This window comes from Pseudarthrobacter raffinosi (genome assembly GCF_023913735.1).
Taxonomy (GTDB): domain Bacteria; phylum Actinomycetota; class Actinomycetes; order Actinomycetales; family Micrococcaceae; genus Arthrobacter; species Arthrobacter raffinosi.
The window spans coordinates 51,428-67,259 of record NZ_JAMXBH010000021.1; the positions used below are offsets into that span (position 1 = coordinate 51,428).

The window sequence follows — 15,832 nt, forward strand, 5'->3', positions numbered from 1 at the left end:
GGAAACCGGGCCTATTGTCCGCCGCGGCGGACAGACTGGGCGGTGTTGACCGTGTGGATGGCCCGCAGGAGCTTCGCCGGGAAGTAGACCGAGAAGAACACCACCATGGGTGCCTTGAGGGCCATTTTCTTGACGTTGTGCGCCTTGTACGTGCGGTCGAAGCGGGTCACGTAGTACCGGTAGTCCCGCGGTGAATCCTCGAGCCGGCGGGCGGACATCCCGGACACCATCTGGGGCCAGTACTGGACCTTGAGTTCGTGGTCGGCAAGGTGCAGGGAGAGATCGATGTCCTCGTGCATCTCGTCCTTCTCGTCCCGGCAGGTTTCGTCCCGGATGGTTTCCCATGCCGTAGCCCGCAGGGCCATGTTGGAGCCGAACAGGAAGTGGTACTGGTGCTTGGCGAGCTTGAGCATCAGCTGACGCATCTTGTCGTCTGCCTTGAGCCCGAACCGCCGCATCGGCATGTCGTAGTAGACCACCGGCCCGGTGGCTGCCTGGACTGACGGATCAAAAAAGGCCTTCTGGACCTGCTCCACCCAGTCCGGCTCGACAACGGAATCGGCATCAATGCGACCCAGGACGTCGCCGGTGGCATGGTTTAGGCCAAAATTTCGGGTGGGAATCAGGCCCTGGTCCCGGTCCTGGCTGAGCAGGATGATGGGACTTTCCGGATACTCCAGCTGCATCTGCGCCACGATGGCGGAGGTGCGGTCAGTGGAGAGGTTGTCCACCACGATGATTTCGTGGGCCGGCACCGACTGGTACACCGCAGCGATGAGACACTGCCGGATGACACTTTCCTCGTTGTAAGCCGGGATGACAATGGACACGAGCGGCAGCTGTGCTGCGTCGTTCAAGGCATCCCCAGAGGATTTATCGGCTGACATCAGTTCAAATTTAGCACCGATCAGGGTTCGTCCCGCCAGCGACTGGGTCCAGCCCGGACAAACACTGGGAAAACACTGAAAGGGCCCCGCACCAGGCGGAGCCCCTTCCGTGGGCGGCGCGAGGGCGCCGGAAGTGCTAGTTGCTGCCCTTGTCCGCGGAACCGTTCATGTTGGCCGCAATGTTCTTGATGGCGGTCTTGGCATCGGTGGACGCCTTGGCTGCTGCGTCTGCCGATTCATCGGCGACGTGCTTGGCCTTCTCGGCCGCGTCCTCCGCGTCGGCGGCAACATCCTCTGCCTGGCCGGCCACGGCGTCCGCGGCCGAAGCGGTGGCGGCCGCAGCCTTGCTGGCTGCGTCCCCGGCCGTGTCCTTGGCGTCGTTCACGGTGGTGGCAGGAACCGGCGCCGGAGTAGGTGTGACAGGAGAAGGGGTCTTCCACGGGTCTTCCACGGGCTTGGAGGCCTTCCAGGCGGCGACGCCGGCGGCAACGGCTGCGGCGATGATGCCGAACACCAGCCAGCCGCGCTTTTTGGGCTTCTGCGGCTGGGCGATCTGGACCCCTACGGCCTTACCGGCTTCGTGCGCGGCGGCCTTGAGCTGCGTGCCGGCCGACTGTGCCTGCTCCTGGAGGGAATGCACGACGCCGGAATCGGCAAGCCGCTGGGCGACGGCGTCCACGTGGGACGGCGCGCTTTCCAAGGTGCGGTGCACGGCGTCGGACGCGTGGCCGATCTGGTCCGAAAGGCGCGGCAGGTATTCCACCACCACGCGGTCCCGGGCGTTCTGGATAACGGGAGTGGCCTTGTCCAGCGCTTCGTACAGGCGCGGAGTGGCGACCTCAACGGCGTCGTGGATTTTCGGGGCGAGCTGGGCGAGCCCCTCCTGGATGCGCGGCGTCACTGTTGCGACGCCGTCGGCAAGGTTGTGGGCCGCGGTCTTGAGCCCCTCCTGGATTTTGGGAGATGCGGTGTCCAGGCCATGCTGCAGGCGGGGAACTGCCCAATCCACTGCTGCTTCCACGCGGGGGGATGCCCAGTCCTTGGCGCTCTCAACTGCGCTGTTGACTGACTGTTCAAGGTCACGGGCAATACGATCCGATTTCTTCACAACTACCTCCCGATTAATGTGACGGTTCTGTTGTTAGCCTACGTGCCTTGACCTGCACGGGCTATTCTTCCCGCGGATTTACACCTGATTTCACCCAGCGCGGAACTGCCGGTCCAGCCCCTTCCACGTTGACCTGCCGTGAAAGAATAGGCGGCATGACTGCAATCGCAACTGCAAAAGCAACCATCCACACGAGCCTCGGCGACATCGTCGTTAATCTGTTCGGCAACCATGCGCCGAAGACGGTCAAGAACTTCGTTGGCCTGGCCACCGGGGAGCAGGCCTGGACCCACCCCGAGACCGGTGAGGACAAGACTGGCACGCCGCTGTATGACGGCACCATCTTCCACCGCATCATCAAGGACTTCATGATCCAGGCCGGCGATCCGCTGGGCCGCGGCGTGGGCGGACCCGGCTACAAGTTCGATGACGAAATCCACCCCGAACTCAGCTTCAACGCCCCCTACAAACTGGCCATGGCCAACGCCGGCATCCAGGCGGGCAAGGGCACCAACGGTTCGCAGTTCTTCATCACCACCATCCCCACCGACTGGCTGCAGGGCAAGCACAGCATCTTCGGCGAGGTTGCTGACGAGGACTCCAAGAAGGTCGTCGACGCCATCGAGGGCATCCGCACCGGAATGGGCGACCGCCCGGTTGAGGACGTCACCATCAACGGCATCGACATCGAGCAGCTCTAACCCATCACATGAGCTACGGAATTCCGGCGGCCGAGCCGTCCGCGCAGGTTCCGGTGTGCCCCAGGCACCCGGACCGGCCCTCCTATGTGCGCTGCCAGCGCTGCGGCCGCCCAGCGTGCCCGGACTGCCAGCGGGCGGCCGCCGTCGGATTCCAGTGTGTTGACTGCGTCAACGAAACAAAGCGCACGACGCCGGCGGTCAAGACTGTCTACGGCGGCGCCGTGGCAACCGGAAAACCAATAGTGACGTTTGGAATTATCGCCCTGTGCGCGGTGATGTACGTTCTGCAATGGGTGGTGCCCGGCGAGTGGATCTACCAGAACCTGGCGTTCGCCAATGTTTTTGCCACTCCCGAATTCGGTGAGTTCGAACCGTGGCGGATGCTGACGGCGGCGTTCCTGCACTCCCAGGGATTCATCCTCCACATTGTGCTGAACATGTACATGCTGTGGATTTTCGGCCAGGCACTCGAACCGCTTCTGGGCCGGGTCCGCTTCCTGGCGTTGTATCTCATCTCTGCCATCGGAGGGTCTGTCGGCTATCTCTTGCTGACCCCCGGCTACGTGCCTGGCGTGCCTCTTGCCGGAGTGGTGGGCGCCTCGGGGGCGATCTTTGGACTCTTCGGGGCGATGCTGCTGGTACAGCGACACCGCGGCGGGGATACGCGGCAACTGTGGGTCCTGATCGCCATCAACGGCGTGATCGGATTTGTGGTCCCCCAGATCGCCTGGCAGGCGCACCTGGGCGGGCTCGTCGCAGGCGCCCTTTGCGCTGCCGTGATTGCATACACGCCCCGGGGCCCACGGCAGGGCCTGCTGCACGCGGCCGGACTGGTCGCCGTCCTTCTCCTGCTGGCCCTGGCGAGCTGGCTCCGCGTCACGGCCGGTTGACCGTCCGGGTCCTCAGGCCCAGCTCCAACAGACCGCTTAGACCCCGGTGTCCCAACGGACGCCGGGGTCTTTTCTGTGCCTCGTGAGGCCTCCGCACCGCGCTGCCCGTTCACTTGCTGCGTGCGTCCCGGCGTGCGAGCAGCCCGTGGTCCGCGTCAGGCCCATGACGACGGCGCCTAAGTTATCCACAGGGGTTATCCACACTGTTAGTAACTTACACGGGTGTAGTTCAGGATTTCGATGTGCCCCTGCTCCCGGGTGTCCGCCCTTTTGCCGGATTTCGTCATCCTGTTGTCCACAATTGTGGACAAGACCTGGGGATGCGCCTGTGGTTAAGTGGAAAAACAAGCCATTTGAGCCCGACCTGTGGATATCCTGGCAATTTCCCGCGCCGGGGGCCCATAGGAGGGGATCCGGCCTGCCCGTATCAACAGGGTTATTCACAGTGTTAACAACTTACAGACATGTAGTTAACCTTCGGTGTTTCCCCGACTGGGGCAGCTGAGGGGTCCGCTCGGGCCGTCCTGTGGATTGTTATCCACAACTGTGGACAACTTGTGGGTAGTCCAGTGTTAGTAAGTGGATAACACGTGTGTGTGCGAGGGTGTTCCTACGCAGCATCGGACCCAACAAGCTTCCAGCCAGGAGGACCGCCTTGAGCGCCACCGCAACAACCCAGCACATCTACCTCGACAAGCAGCACCCCGCGGTATGGCGCGCTCTCAACGGTCTGGGGCTGAAAGTGCGCGAAGCCGCCGACGCGGCCGGGATTGACCGCAAGACCATAGAGCTGCTCAACGTGCGGATCTCCCAGATCAACGGCTGTGCCTATTGCCTCGACATGCATGTACGGGACGCCATGGAGGCCGGGGAGAGCCATCAGCGGCTTGCTGTCCTGCCGGCGTGGCGGGAGACAGCCCTGTTCACGGACAAGGAGCGGGCTGCCCTTGCCCTGGCAGAATGCATCACCGAACTGCCGGACCACCGGACAACCGAGCTTGAGGAAGGATATGCGCGTCAGCACCTCAGCGCCGATGAATTTTCGGCGGTCAGCTGGCTGGTGATCACCATGAATGCCTTTAACCGGGTGTCCATCACCAGCCACCATCCGGTCCGCCGGGACCGCTGACTGGGACATTCCGTTCGGGCGGTGTGAATTATCCACAGCCAATCCACACTGTTAATAACTGTCCGTCCGAGCGCTTTGGATCCGGTCCCGTGCGCCATGGCCTGCACGGGCGGATATCGCTTCCGGCCCCGGGAAAGTTATGCACATTGTGGATAACTTTCCCAACAGCTGTGGACAACAGGCGCCGGCGGGGCGTCCGGTCAGTTCCCCGCGGAGCGGCAGGTCAGCCGGTCCAGACGCCTGAGGATCCGCGCCGGTGGCTGTCCAGAAGATGGGTGTCCACCATGCCGATGGCTTCCATCAGCGCGAACATGGTGGTGGGGCCAACGAACGAGAATCCCTGCGTCCGCAGCGCCTTGGAGAGCGCCACCGATTCCGGTGACTGCGTGGGGATCTCCGCGTGCGTGACCGGCTGGGGAGTGGCCCGGGGCTGGAACTGCCACACGAAGTCAACCAGGCCTTCCCGCTCGCGCAGCGCGATGGTGGCCCGGGCGTTGGTGATGGCGGCACGGATCTTGAGCCGGTTGCGGACGATGCCGGGATCCTGGAGCAGGCGCTCAACATCCGCTTCCGTAAAAGCGGCAACAGCGTCCGGCTGGAAGTCGAGGAAAGCCTGACGGAAGGCGGGGCGCTTCCGGAGGATCGTTGCCCACGAGAGACCTGCCTGGAAGCCTTCAAGGCAGATGCGCTCGTACAGGCCTTGTTCGTCCCGGACGGGCAGGCCCCATTCGGAGTCGTAGTACTCGCGCAACAGCGGATCCACGGCGGCCCACGGCGGACGGGCGAGGCCGTCGTCGCCCAGGACTGTTCCGTCCACACCCTCGTTTAGGGGCTGGGCGGCGGCAGCGGGAGTCATGCGGGTCCTGCGGTCAGGTCAGGAACGCCAGCGCGTGGTCATCAGGAAGCCGATGATGGCAATGCCGAAGCCGGCCACGATGTTCCACGACTCCCAGGCCTGGACAGGAAACCGGCCCTCGCTGATGTAGAACGTGATGATCCAGAAGAGCCCGATGATCATCAGGCCGAACATCACCGGCTTGAACCAAACAGCGTTGGGCTTATACGCCTGCGCCCCGGAAGCGGGCTGCGCGGCGCTGGAAGTCTTCTTGCGAGGCTTTGACTCGGGCACGTGCTCTCCTTGGCGGACTGGAGCAAGCTCGGCGCCGCGGGCTTGATATCCTGCAAGAAGGAAGTTGCCAGCGGTCTGCGCGATCTTGGTCAAATCTGGATTCTTACTAGCAGCCAATTCTAGCCGTAGTTCAGGGCATTCAAACGCCCAGCGCGGCCACCCCGGAGGAGAACGCGTGGTAGTGCAGGAGAAGGCGAGGCGCGCCGCTAGGAGGCCCGCCCGTGCGGCGCCCGCGCGCGCTTCGATTCTGCGTGGCACAGTGCAGGTGCTCGGCGAACTGCTCATCACAGCCGGCATTATCCTCCTGCTTTTTGTGGGCTGGCAGCTGTGGTGGACCAACATCGAATCCGACGCCAAGCAGAGTGCCGTCATCAAGGAGTTCGCCCAGGGGCTGGGCGGCGCGGTGCCCGCGAGTCCGGAACCGGATCCATCGGCAGCGCCCGTGGATTACGGCACCCCGGCCGTTGCCGCGGCGCCAGGCCATGCCGGCACCATCGGCATCATGTATATCCCCCGCTTTGGCCCCAACTACACGCGGCCCATCGTGCAGGGAACCACCGGGGATGTCCTGGATACGCTGGGGCTTGGCCATTACGCCAACACCGCCATGCCCGGCGCGGCCGGTAACTTCGCGGTGGCCGGCCACAGGCAGACCCATGGTGCCGTCCTGGACAATATCCACACCCTTGTCCCGGGGGACAAAATCTACGTCCAGACCAAGGACGGCTACTACATCTATGTCTTCCGCAACAACCAGATTGTGATGCCGTCCCGGACCGATGTCCTGGAACCGGTCCCCACCCGCCCCGGCGTCACTCCCACCGAAAGCTTCCTCACCATGACCAGTTGCAATCCGCGCTTCGGCGCCGAGGAACGCATCATCGCGTACGCGCTGCTGGATAGCTGGCAGCCTGCCTCGGCGGGCCCGCCGGCCGAGATCGCCGCCCAGGTGGCCGCAGCGGTGGGAGGAAACTGAGTATGTACGGCTGGATTTTCCGCCACCTGCCGGGCCCCCTCTGGCTGCGGATCCTCACGTCGCTGGTGCTCATCGCCGGCGCACTGATCCTGATGGTTCAGTTCCTGTTCCCATGGATGTCCGGGTTCACCGCATTCACCGACTCAACGATTGGTTCTGCAAGCCAGCCATGACCACAACCAAAATCCTGGTCGTAGATAACTACGACAGCTTCGTTTACACCTTGGTGGGCTACCTCCAGGAACTCGGCGCCGAGACCACCGTTGTCCGCAACGACGACGTGACCCTCGCTGAAGCCATCGAGATGGCACAAACGCGCGACGGCGTCCTCATCTCACCCGGTCCGGGTAACCCCGCCGAGGCGGGCGTGTGCATTGAGCTGATCAAGTGGTGCGGGGCGAACAACAAGCCGATGTTCGGTGTGTGCCTGGGCCATCAGGCCCTGGCCGAAGCCTATGGCGGCACAGTGACCCACGCGCCAGAGCTGATGCACGGCAAGACCTCGCTGGTGGAGCACAACGGCACCAGCGTCTTCGCCGGGCTCCCCTCCCCCGTGACAGCGACGCGCTACCACTCGCTGGCAGCGGTAAGGGACACCATCCCCGACGTCCTGGAGATCACCGCCGAGACCGCGACCGGCGTCGTGATGGGCCTGCAGCACCGCACTGCACCGCTGTGCGGGGTGCAGTTCCACCCGGAGTCGGTCCTGACCGAAGGCGGCTACCAGATGCTGGGCAACTGGCTCGAGTCCCTGGGAATGGCGGGAGCCGCCGCCCGTGCCTCCACGCTGAGCCCCCTCATCCAGCACTGACCGGAACACACGCACGAACAACGCGGGGTCACTTCGCGCCCATGTTCCCCTTCGGGATGGGCGCGAAGTGACCCCGCGTTGCTTTAAGGAGCGGGTGGAGGCCTAGCCCTTTTTAGTGGCTGAGGGCGTGGCCGTTGGCGATGGCGATGGCGGCGGGGCCGGTTCCTTGGCCACCACAATATTGATGGTCTTGCCCTGATCGACGGCGGCATTCACGGGGTCACTTTGATCCGTGACCCGGCCCGCCTCCACCTGGGAGTTCTCCACTTCCTGGACGTTGGGGACCAGGCCCAGTTCCTTCAGCGCCGTTTCCGCCTCGGCACGCGTGCGGCCGCGCAGTTCAGGCATGGACACCTTGCCGGTGGAAATCACGATCTCCACCGTGGTGCCCACCCCCACCATCTGGCCCGGTGCCGGGCTGGTGGTAATCACCCTGCCGCCGGGAACGGTGGCGCTGTTGGCTGTGGTGGTGGAAGGGGCTCCCACGAGTCCTGCCTGGCGCAGGATGTCCCGCGCCGCGGCTTCTGTCTGGCCCGGAAGGTTCTCCGGAATCTTGACGGCGCTTGGGCCTTCAGAGATATTCAGGATCACCTCCGCATTGGGGTCAAGCGAGGTTCCGGCCACCGGGTCAGTGCCGATGGCCGTCCCGCTGGGTATGGTCTCGTGCTTGTTCCGTTTGATCTGCGGCCGCAGGTTGGCACCATAAAGTTCCTGCAGGGCCGCCGACTCCGTCAGGGCCGCCACCGCCGGGACCGCCACCTTGGGCGGCGCTGGAGCTGGCTGGTTCATGATGTTGTACAGCCAGAGACCGCCGCCGCCAAGAACCAGCAGGGTGAAGATCACCAGTGTGGCAATCCACGTACGACGACGGGACTTCTGCCGGGCGGTCCGCTCGCGTTCCGGAGCGAAGCCCAAGGGCAGTTCATCGACATCCGACTGTCCCCGGGTGGCGGCCGCCATGACCGGTACGCCGTCAGTCCGGGTGTCGTCCGCGCTGCGCTGCCGGCCGGTGGGGACATCGTCCAGGAAGCCGGCTCCGGTGAGCCCGAACGCCTCTGTCACGGGCGGGCGTTCCGGCGTCGGGACGTGGTCGTTGGGATCGGTGGGGGCTTCGGTTGCGGCCAGCGCGGGCACGGACACGCCCGCCCGGGCGGCGCGCAGCGCACGCCGGAAGGCGGCCGCGTCCTGGAAACGGTCCGCCCGGTTCTTCTGCAGAGCCTTGGCCAGGACACTGTCCAGGGCGGCCGAGACCTCCGGGTTCACGCTGCTCGCGGGCTCCGGGATTTCCCTGACGTGCTGGTACGCCACGGACACGGGGCTGTCACCAATAAAGGGCGGGCGGGCGGTGAGCATTTCGTACAGCAGGCACGCTGCGGAGTAGAGGTCGCTGCGCGCATCCACTGTTTCGCCCCGGGCTTGCTCGGGCGAGAGGTACTGGGCAGTGCCCACCACGGCCTGGGTCTGCGTCATGGTGGCGGATGAATCGGCGATTGCCCGGGCAATCCCGAAGTCCATGACCTTCACGGAATTGGAGCCTTCGCAGTACATCACGTTGGCAGGTTTGATGTCCCGGTGGACGATGCCCGCTTTGTGGCTGTATTCAAGGGCAGAAAGCACGCCCAGGCAGAAGTCGATGGCCTGGTCAATGCTGACTTCCTTGGCCCGGATCAGGTCGCGGATGGTCCGGCCCTCAACAAACTCCATTACGATGTAGGGCACCCGGACACTGTCCTCCGAGCCATCCGGAACCGTATGTTCGCCCGTGTCGTAAATGGCGACGATGGACGGGTGGTTCAGCGCCGCCACGGACTGCGCTTCCCGTTTGAAGCGCGCCTGGAACTGCGGATCACGGGCCATATCCGGGCGGAGAAGCTTGATAGCAACGGTCCGGCCAAGCCGGGTATCCACTCCGCGGTGGACATCCGCCATCCCCCCGCGGCCGATGATTCCGCCGAGTTCATAGCGGCCGCTGAGGACACGCTGGTTATCCACCGGGAGGCTGTCCTCCCGGTGGAGCGGGGTGCGGGCCGAATCACTCACTGTCAATCCCGACCGCTACGGCGCGCAGGTAGGAGGCAATCCCGGCAGCTGGCCGGGGTTGCATTTGGGGAGGGTGGACGTTGGCTCAGCAGGGGCGGCCGGCGTGGATGGCGGAGCTGTCGGCGTGCTGGCCGGGACCGGGACGGCGTAGGTCACAGTCACTTCAGCCCCCTTGGGCACGGTGCCCGTGGGGTTGACCTGCAACACCGTTCCGGCGGCGGAAGTACTCTGCTGCGGGATGACCCGGACGGACAGGCCCATGGTTTCCAGCGTCCCCTGGACCTGACGGTAGTCCTTCCCGAGGTAGGCCGCCGAAATGATGTCCACGGTGCTGGGGGTGGGCGTGGGCGTGGGCGCGTCGGTGGTCCGGGTGGGGGTAGGCGTAGCGGACGCCGAGGTTTTTGACGGGCTGGCGCTGGTGGACGGCGGGTTGCTGGATGCAGAGTTAGTGGTGGTGCTGGCCGGGTTGAAAATCCCGGCCTGCGTCAGGAAGAACCCCACCAGCGCGAACAGAACCAGCACGATCAAGGCGACCAGCGGCCACGTCCAGGGGCTGCGGCCGCGACGCTCGGGCTCGTCCTCCGGTTCGTCGTCGTACTTCTCTTCCTCCTGCACCCAGCTGCGCTCCGCGGCCAGGGCGTCCGCACGCGAAAGCGTGCTCCCGGCTCCCGCGGCCGCTGCGCCGACTGCAGCGCCGCCGGCAGCGGCACCCAGCACGGGCAGGGCGGACGTCGATGTCGTGTTGCTGTCCTTCTGGGCGATGACTCCGGTGGGTGCCGTGGCAATGTCCACCGGCGCGGTAATGGGGCCCGTGGTTGCCTCGAAGAGCAGCATGCCGGGAACCGCTGCGTGCGCGGCGTCAATATCGCCGTTGCGGATGGCCTCGGCGGCTTCCGACAGCTTGATGGCGTTGGCCGGGCGGTTCTTGGGGTCCTTGGACAGCATGGACATCAGCAGCGCGCGGACCGGTTTGGGCAGGGTCTCCGGAAGCGGCGGCGGGGCGTCGTTGACCTGCGCCAGGGCAATGGCGATCTGGGATTCGCCGGAGAAGGGCCGGTGCCCGGTGAGGCACTCGTAACCGATCACGCCGAGTGAGTAGATGTCCGAGGCGCCGGTAGCGGTCTGGCCGGTGGCCTGCTCGGGGGCGAGGTACTGGGCGGTGCCCATTACCTGGCCTGTCTGTGTCAGCGGGACCTGGTCGGCCAGGCGGGCGATGCCGAAGTCGGTGACCTTGACGCGGCCGTCGGGGGTGATCAGCAGGTTACCGGGCTTGATGTCGCGGTGGACCAGCCCCTGGGCGTGGGCGACGGAAAGGGCGCGGGCGGTCTGCGCCATCATGGACAGCGTCCGGTCCGGGGACAGTACCTGCTCGTGCTCGATGATGCTGCTCAGCGGCTGGCCCGGAACGAGCTCCATGACCAGGTAGGCCGAGCCATCCTCCTCGCCGTAGTCAAAGACATTGGCGATGCCCACGTGGTTCAACAGGGCGGTGTGGCGTGCCTCGGCGCGGAACCTCTGGAGGAAACCGGGGTCACCGGTGTATTCCTCCTTGAGTACCTTGATGGCGACAATCCGGCCCAGGACCTGGTCCTTGGCCTTCCAGACCTCTCCCATCCCGCCGATCGCAATCCGCGTGGTCAGCTGGAATCTGCCGCCGAGGGTGATTCCCGTTGTAGGCCTCACTTATTCAACACCGCCTCAAAAATCTTCTTCGCGTTCGGACTGGTTAGCTGTGCGCCGGTGGTGATGTCGACGCCTTCCATGACGATGGTGACACTCACCTCCGGGTTGTTCGCCGGGGCAAACCCGGTGAACCATGAGTTGTTCAGGCCGTTGCCCAGTTCAGCGGTTCCGGTCTTGCCGGCCACTTGGACGCCGGGGACGGCCGCCCCGCGGGCTATGCCCTGGCTCACCGCACTGGTCATCCATTCGGTGATCTGGCGGGCAATTTCCGGGGTGGTGGACGTCCGGAGCGCTTCAGGCTGGGGCTCGTCAATGACCCTGAGGTCCGGGGACCGCACGGTCTTGACCAGGCTGGGGCTCATCTGGACGCCGTTGTTGGCGATGGCCGAGGTCATCAAGGCAATTTGCAGCGGAGTGGCGCGCACGTCCTTCTGGCCGATGGCGGACTGGGCCAGGCCTGGCCCGTCCATGTCATCGGGGAATCCGCTGCCCCTGGCGTAGGCGAGCTTGAGCTGGTCGCCCAGATCCTCGCCGAAGCCGAATTTTGCGGCCTGCTCGGCGATGGCGTCGCGGCCTAGGTCGAGGGCAATGCTGGCGAACGGCGTATTGCAGGATTGCTGCAGGGCGAAGGCAAAGCTGGCCTTGTCCTGGGTGTAGCAGTTGCCTCCGGCGTAGTTCGGCAGTTTGTACTGGATCCCAGGGAAGGGCATCTCGGCCGGGTTGGGGAGCACGCTGTCCTTGTTGTACTTCCCTGAGGCGAGGGCCGCGGCGGTATCCACCAGCTTGAAGACTGATCCCGGAGCGAGCAACTCGCCCGTGGGTCCGCTGACATTCTGGTTCAGGTTGATGCCGGGGACCTTGACCAGCTCGTTGATGTTGGTGGTTTCGGCGTTGGGGTCCTGGGTGGCGATCAGGTTGGGGTCATAGGACGGCTTGGACACTATGGCCAGGATGGCGCCGGTCTTGGGGTTGGTGACCACAATGGATCCCCGCTGGCCGTCCGGGATGAGGTCGTAGGCGAGCTTCTGGATGGCGGGATCGATGGTGAGTTCCGCCGAGGCGCCCTTCGGCTGGTTGCCCAGGAAGAGCTGGCCGATCCGGTCGAAGAACTGCTGGTCGGAGCTGCCGGCCAACTGGGCGTTCATGGCAACTTCCAGGCCGGTGGCACCGTAGTTCTTCGAGAAGTAGCCCGTGATGCCTGCATAGAGTGCTGGCTGCGCGTAGGTCCGCTGGAACTGGCAGACCTCCGAGGTGCCTTCCACCGATTCGGCCACCGGCTCCCCGCCCACGATGATGGCGCCGCGGTCGTTGCAGTAATTCTGCAGAATGGCCCGCTGGTTCAGGGGGTTGCCCTTGAGGTCATCGGCACCGACCACCTGGACGAAGCTGATGGCGCCGAAGATCAGGGCAAACATGGCGATCGCTGCCACCCAGGAATTACGGATTGCTTGGTTCACGCTCGTTTCACCGCCTCGGTGGGAGTATCAATTCCTGCAGGTTCCGCAGCGCCGCCGGGAGGAAGTGGTGTGGTGTCCACCGGTCCCCGCGCCGTATGGGAGATCAGCAGGAGCAGGCCAACGATGATCCAGTTGGCCAGCAGCGACGAACCGCCGGCGGCAAGGAACGGCGTGGTCAAGCCGGTCAGCGGGATCAGTCGTGTGACTCCGCCGATCACCACGAAGCACTGAAGGGCGATGGCGAAGGAAAGTCCGCAGGCCAGCAGTTTCCCGAAGGCATCCCGGGTGCCCAGTGCTGCCCGGAACCCTCGCGTGAACAGCATGACGTACATCAGCACTACGGCGAACAGTCCGATCAGGCCCAGCTCCTCGCCGATGGACGCGATGATCATGTCGCTGTTGGCGAAGGGGACCAGGTCCGGCCGGCCCTGGCCCAGGCCGGTACCCACCAGGCCGCCGTTGGCCATGCCGAAGAGTCCCTCGATGACTTGCCGGCTGCCGGTCTCGTACACGTCTGGGCTGAAGGCGTTCAGCCAGCCATAGATGCGGACTTCGACATGGGAAAACACCTGGGCTGCCACGAAGCCGCCGCCCAGGATGAGGCCCAAGCCGATAACCACCCAGCTGATACGGCTGGTGGCCACGTAGATCATCACGATGAACAGGCCGAAGAACAGCACGGAAGACCCGAGGTCGCGCTGGAAGATCAACACGCCGATGCTCACCAGCCAGGCGGTGATCATGGGCCCCATGTCCTTGAACCGGGGGAACTGCAGCGGGCCGATCTTGCGGCCAGCCAGCAGAATGAGGTCGCGGTTGGAGGAAAGATAACCGGCGAAGAATATAGCCAGGGTGATCTTGGCGATCTCACCCGGCTGGAATGTCATGGGACCCACCCGGATCCAGACCCGGGCGCCCAGGATTTCGCCGGCCGAGATGCCGGGCACCAGTGGAAGAATCAGCAGGAGCGCGCTCACAGCCAGCGAGATGTAGGTGAAGCGACGGAGGACCCGGTGGTCCTTGAGGAACCAGATCACGCCGATGGCCACGGCCATGGCGATCAGGGTCCAGCGCAGCTGGTTGTTGCCGGTGTCCTCCCCGGGGGCGTCGAGGCGGTGGATCATCGCGAGACCCAGGCCGTTGAGTGCCACCACCAAGGGAAGTATCACCGGATCGGCATATTTAGCCCGGATCCGCAGGACAACGTGGAAGACCAGGGCGGCCACCGCGAGGAGGCTGGACTGGAACCAGAAATCGGAGTCGAACGCCTTCGCCTGGTCAACGCCCACCAGCATGTTGGCGCCGATGCCCACAGACAGGGCGAGGATCAGCAGCAACAGTTCCACGTTGCGCCGGGGCTTGGGGATGGTGCTGAGCTGGCTCACTGGCCCCCCTCACAGGCGGTAGTGGGGGTGGGTGAGGCGGCAGGGGCCGGCGCTGCCGCAGGAGCGGACGGGTCCGGCGACGGGACAGGTGCGGTGGGTGTTGCAGCCGGCGCAGTTGTTGGGGCCGGAGTGGGCGAGGGGGTCAGGCACTCATCCGGCGGAGCAATGGTGCCGGTGCCTTCGAGGTTCTTCACGATCCGCTGGGCGTCGTAGAGGTCACGCGCGGGAACTGTCTGCCGGACGCGCTGCTGGGAGAACTGGGGCAAGGAATCCATCCGGATCTCTGTTACGGCTTCGAGGGTTGAAAGCTGAATGGGACCAAGCCGCTGCGACACACCGTTGTAGATGGCCACGCGGGAATCGTATTCCCCGATGTAGTAGCGGGTCTGGGTCCAGGCGTAGCCGAGCCAGAGGCCCACGGTCAGCACCACCAGCACGGACGCGGCGATGGATAAAGTGACCCAGCGGCGGGGTTTGGGCTGTCCCAGGAGGTCATCCGCCTCCGCAACGGGGGCGTCGGCCTTGTGCGTCAGGACGGTGGCGGCCCGCCGGGCCACGGTGCGGCCGGCGATGGTGGGAATGGAGCCGGACTCGGCCGCAGTGGCCGCAGCACCGACGAGTTCGTGCGGGCGCGATGCGAGTTCCTGCCGCAGCACTTCGGCCGAAAGGTGCTCGCCGAGATGGGGGTCGGTGGAGGGCGGGGGTTCCTTTGCGGCTGGCTTTTCGGGGGCTTTGTCGGCGACGGGCTTTTTGTCGTCGGCCGCCTCGGGGTCCGGTGAAGCGCTGGCGGCCTCGCCGCCCGCGGCGAGGGCTTCGGTGAGCAGCTGTGAAGGGATGATGTCGACGGCGGCGGTACTGACGTCGTCGGACGTTTCCTCGGTGATTTCCACCATGACCACGGTGACGTTGTCCGGTGAGCCGGCTTCCAGCGTCAGGTTAATCAGGGTTTCGACGCACTCACGCAGATCTTTTGTCTCGCGGACGGTCTGTTCCACCACATGTCCGGCCACATAGTTGAGCCCGTCCGAGCACAGCAACCAGCGCTCCCCGGGTTTGACGTCCAGGGTGTCCAGATCCAGCTCGGGGCTGGCGTCGACGTCGCCTAGAACGCGCATGAGGACGTTTTTGTGCGGGTGGGTTTCGGCCTCTTCGGGCCGGAGCCGGCCCTCATCGATCAGCCGCTGGACGAACGTGTGGTCCACGCTGACCTGTTCAAACTCGCCATCACGCAGGCGGTACGCCCGGGAGTCGCCGATATGCGCGAAGTGCAGCTTGCCCTCGGCGAGCAGCAGGGATGTGACGGTGGTGCCCATGCCGGCGAGCTTGGGGTTGATATGCACCAGCTCGGATAGCAGGGAGTTGGCCGTCTGGATCTCGTCGGCGAGGACCGTGCCGGCGTCGCCGTCGTAGTCGCCGTGGTCCAGATGCAGCATGTCCAGCACGGTGGCGGCGGAGGCAACATCGCCGCCCGCGTGGCCACCCATGCCGTCCGCGACCACTGCCAAATGGCGGCCGACGTACGCCGAGTCATCATTCTTGGCCCGGATGCGTCCCACATCCGAGCGCGCGGCATAGCGCATGATGAGGGGCCGCTGGACGGGTGTGGCCCCGCCGGCGGGAATGTCAGCGGCCATGG

15 protein-coding genes are annotated in these 15,832 nt (G+C 65.0%); 6 read left to right on the plus strand and 9 right to left on the minus strand.

Going from position 1 to position 15,832, the window contains the following annotated elements:
• Positions 1-11: 11 nt before the first annotated feature.
• Positions 12-887: a glycosyltransferase family 2 protein gene (locus tag NG698_RS17640; RefSeq protein ID WP_252600910.1), complete on the minus strand. Its 876-nt coding sequence runs from the start codon at positions 885-887 to the stop codon at positions 12-14.
• 136 nt (positions 888-1,023) lie between these two features.
• On the minus strand, positions 1,024-1,995 hold the full coding sequence (locus NG698_RS17645) for a hypothetical protein (protein WP_252611315.1): 972 nt from the start codon (positions 1,993-1,995) through the stop codon (positions 1,024-1,026).
• Between the two features lie 155 nt (positions 1,996-2,150).
• On the opposite strand from NG698_RS17645, the gene NG698_RS17650 reads away from it, so the two are divergent.
• From NG698_RS17650 to NG698_RS17660, 3 genes are all read left to right on the plus strand, one after another.
• Positions 2,151-2,696 carry a peptidylprolyl isomerase gene (locus NG698_RS17650; RefSeq protein WP_252611317.1) on the plus strand — a complete coding sequence of 182 codons (546 nt, stop codon included), beginning with the start codon at positions 2,151-2,153 and terminating at the stop codon, positions 2,694-2,696.
• 8 nt (positions 2,697-2,704) lie between these two features.
• On the plus strand, positions 2,705-3,586 hold the full coding sequence (locus NG698_RS17655) for a rhomboid family intramembrane serine protease (RefSeq protein WP_252600918.1): 882 nt from the start codon (positions 2,705-2,707) through the stop codon (positions 3,584-3,586).
• Between the two features lie 655 nt (positions 3,587-4,241).
• Positions 4,242-4,715: a carboxymuconolactone decarboxylase family protein gene (locus NG698_RS17660; protein ID WP_252611319.1), complete on the plus strand. Its 474-nt coding sequence runs from the start codon at positions 4,242-4,244 to the stop codon at positions 4,713-4,715.
• A gap of 223 nt (positions 4,716-4,938) precedes the next feature.
• Here NG698_RS17660 and NG698_RS17665 read toward each other — a convergent pair whose 3' ends face one another.
• On the minus strand, positions 4,939-5,571 hold the full coding sequence (locus tag NG698_RS17665; protein ID WP_252600924.1) for a DNA-3-methyladenine glycosylase I: 633 nt from the start codon (positions 5,569-5,571) through the stop codon (positions 4,939-4,941).
• An 18-nt stretch (positions 5,572-5,589) separates the two neighbouring features.
• Positions 5,590-5,844, minus strand: coding sequence for a cell division protein CrgA (locus tag NG698_RS17670; RefSeq protein WP_056342777.1), 255 nt, complete (start codon positions 5,842-5,844; stop codon positions 5,590-5,592).
• A gap of 175 nt (positions 5,845-6,019) precedes the next feature.
• Here NG698_RS17670 and NG698_RS17675 point away from each other — a divergent pair, with 175 nt between their 5' ends.
• From NG698_RS17675 to NG698_RS17685, 3 genes are read left to right on the plus strand one after another with little or no spacing between them, the layout of a single operon-like run.
• A complete protein-coding gene (locus NG698_RS17675; RefSeq protein ID WP_374209947.1) occupies positions 6,020-6,820 on the plus strand; it encodes a class E sortase in 801 nt (266 codons plus the stop codon).
• Between the two features lie 2 nt (positions 6,821-6,822).
• Positions 6,823-6,993: a hypothetical protein gene (locus tag NG698_RS17680; RefSeq protein ID WP_167349826.1), complete on the plus strand. Its 171-nt coding sequence runs from the start codon at positions 6,823-6,825 to the stop codon at positions 6,991-6,993.
• Positions 6,990-7,631, plus strand: a complete 642-nt coding sequence (locus NG698_RS17685; protein WP_252600925.1) for an aminodeoxychorismate/anthranilate synthase component II — start codon at positions 6,990-6,992, stop codon at positions 7,629-7,631. The genes NG698_RS17680 and NG698_RS17685 overlap by 4 nt, the downstream gene beginning before the upstream one ends.
• A 102-nt stretch (positions 7,632-7,733) precedes the next feature.
• Here the strand turns inward: NG698_RS17685 and pknB are convergent, their stop codons facing one another.
• From pknB to NG698_RS17710, 5 genes are read right to left on the minus strand one after another with little or no spacing between them, the layout of a single operon-like run.
• Entirely contained in the window at positions 7,734-9,671 is a 1,938-nt protein-coding gene (gene pknB / locus NG698_RS17690; RefSeq protein WP_308216197.1) for a Stk1 family PASTA domain-containing Ser/Thr kinase, read from the minus strand.
• Between the two features lie 15 nt (positions 9,672-9,686).
• Positions 9,687-11,354 (minus strand): protein kinase domain-containing protein, encoded by a 1,668-nt coding sequence (locus NG698_RS17695; protein ID WP_252600927.1) that lies wholly within the window; start codon positions 11,352-11,354, stop codon positions 9,687-9,689.
• On the minus strand, positions 11,351-12,811 hold the full coding sequence (locus NG698_RS17700) for a penicillin-binding transpeptidase domain-containing protein (protein ID WP_252600929.1): 1,461 nt from the start codon (positions 12,809-12,811) through the stop codon (positions 11,351-11,353). The genes NG698_RS17695 and NG698_RS17700 overlap by 4 nt, the downstream gene beginning before the upstream one ends.
• A complete protein-coding gene (locus NG698_RS17705) occupies positions 12,808-14,196 on the minus strand; it encodes an FtsW/RodA/SpoVE family cell cycle protein (protein WP_252600931.1) in 1,389 nt (462 codons plus the stop codon). Before NG698_RS17705 ends, NG698_RS17700 begins: the two co-directional genes overlap by 4 nt.
• A complete protein-coding gene (locus tag NG698_RS17710) occupies positions 14,193-15,830 on the minus strand; it encodes a PP2C family protein-serine/threonine phosphatase (protein WP_252611321.1) in 1,638 nt (545 codons plus the stop codon). The genes NG698_RS17705 and NG698_RS17710 overlap by 4 nt, the downstream gene beginning before the upstream one ends.
• Positions 15,831-15,832: the final 2 nt, after the last annotated feature.

What these genes read in the sequence shown, in the direction of transcription:
- NG698_RS17640 (WP_252600910.1), bottom strand. Translation starts at nt 887, where the DNA reads ATGTCAGCCGATAAATCCTCTGGGGATGCCTTGAACGACGCAGCACAG.
- NG698_RS17680 (WP_167349826.1), top strand. Translation starts at nt 6,823, where the DNA reads ATGTACGGCTGGATTTTCCGCCACCTGCCGGGCCCCCTCTGGCTGCGG.
- NG698_RS17650 (WP_252611317.1), top strand. Translation starts at nt 2,151, where the DNA reads ATGACTGCAATCGCAACTGCAAAAGCAACCATCCACACGAGCCTCGGC.
- NG698_RS17710 (WP_252611321.1), bottom strand. Translation starts at nt 15,830, where the DNA reads ATGGCCGCTGACATTCCCGCCGGCGGGGCCACACCCGTCCAGCGGCCC.
- NG698_RS17685 (WP_252600925.1), top strand. Translation starts at nt 6,990, where the DNA reads ATGACCACAACCAAAATCCTGGTCGTAGATAACTACGACAGCTTCGTT.
- NG698_RS17655 (WP_252600918.1), top strand. Translation starts at nt 2,705, where the DNA reads ATGAGCTACGGAATTCCGGCGGCCGAGCCGTCCGCGCAGGTTCCGGTG.
- NG698_RS17665 (WP_252600924.1), bottom strand. Translation starts at nt 5,571, where the DNA reads ATGACTCCCGCTGCCGCCGCCCAGCCCCTAAACGAGGGTGTGGACGGA.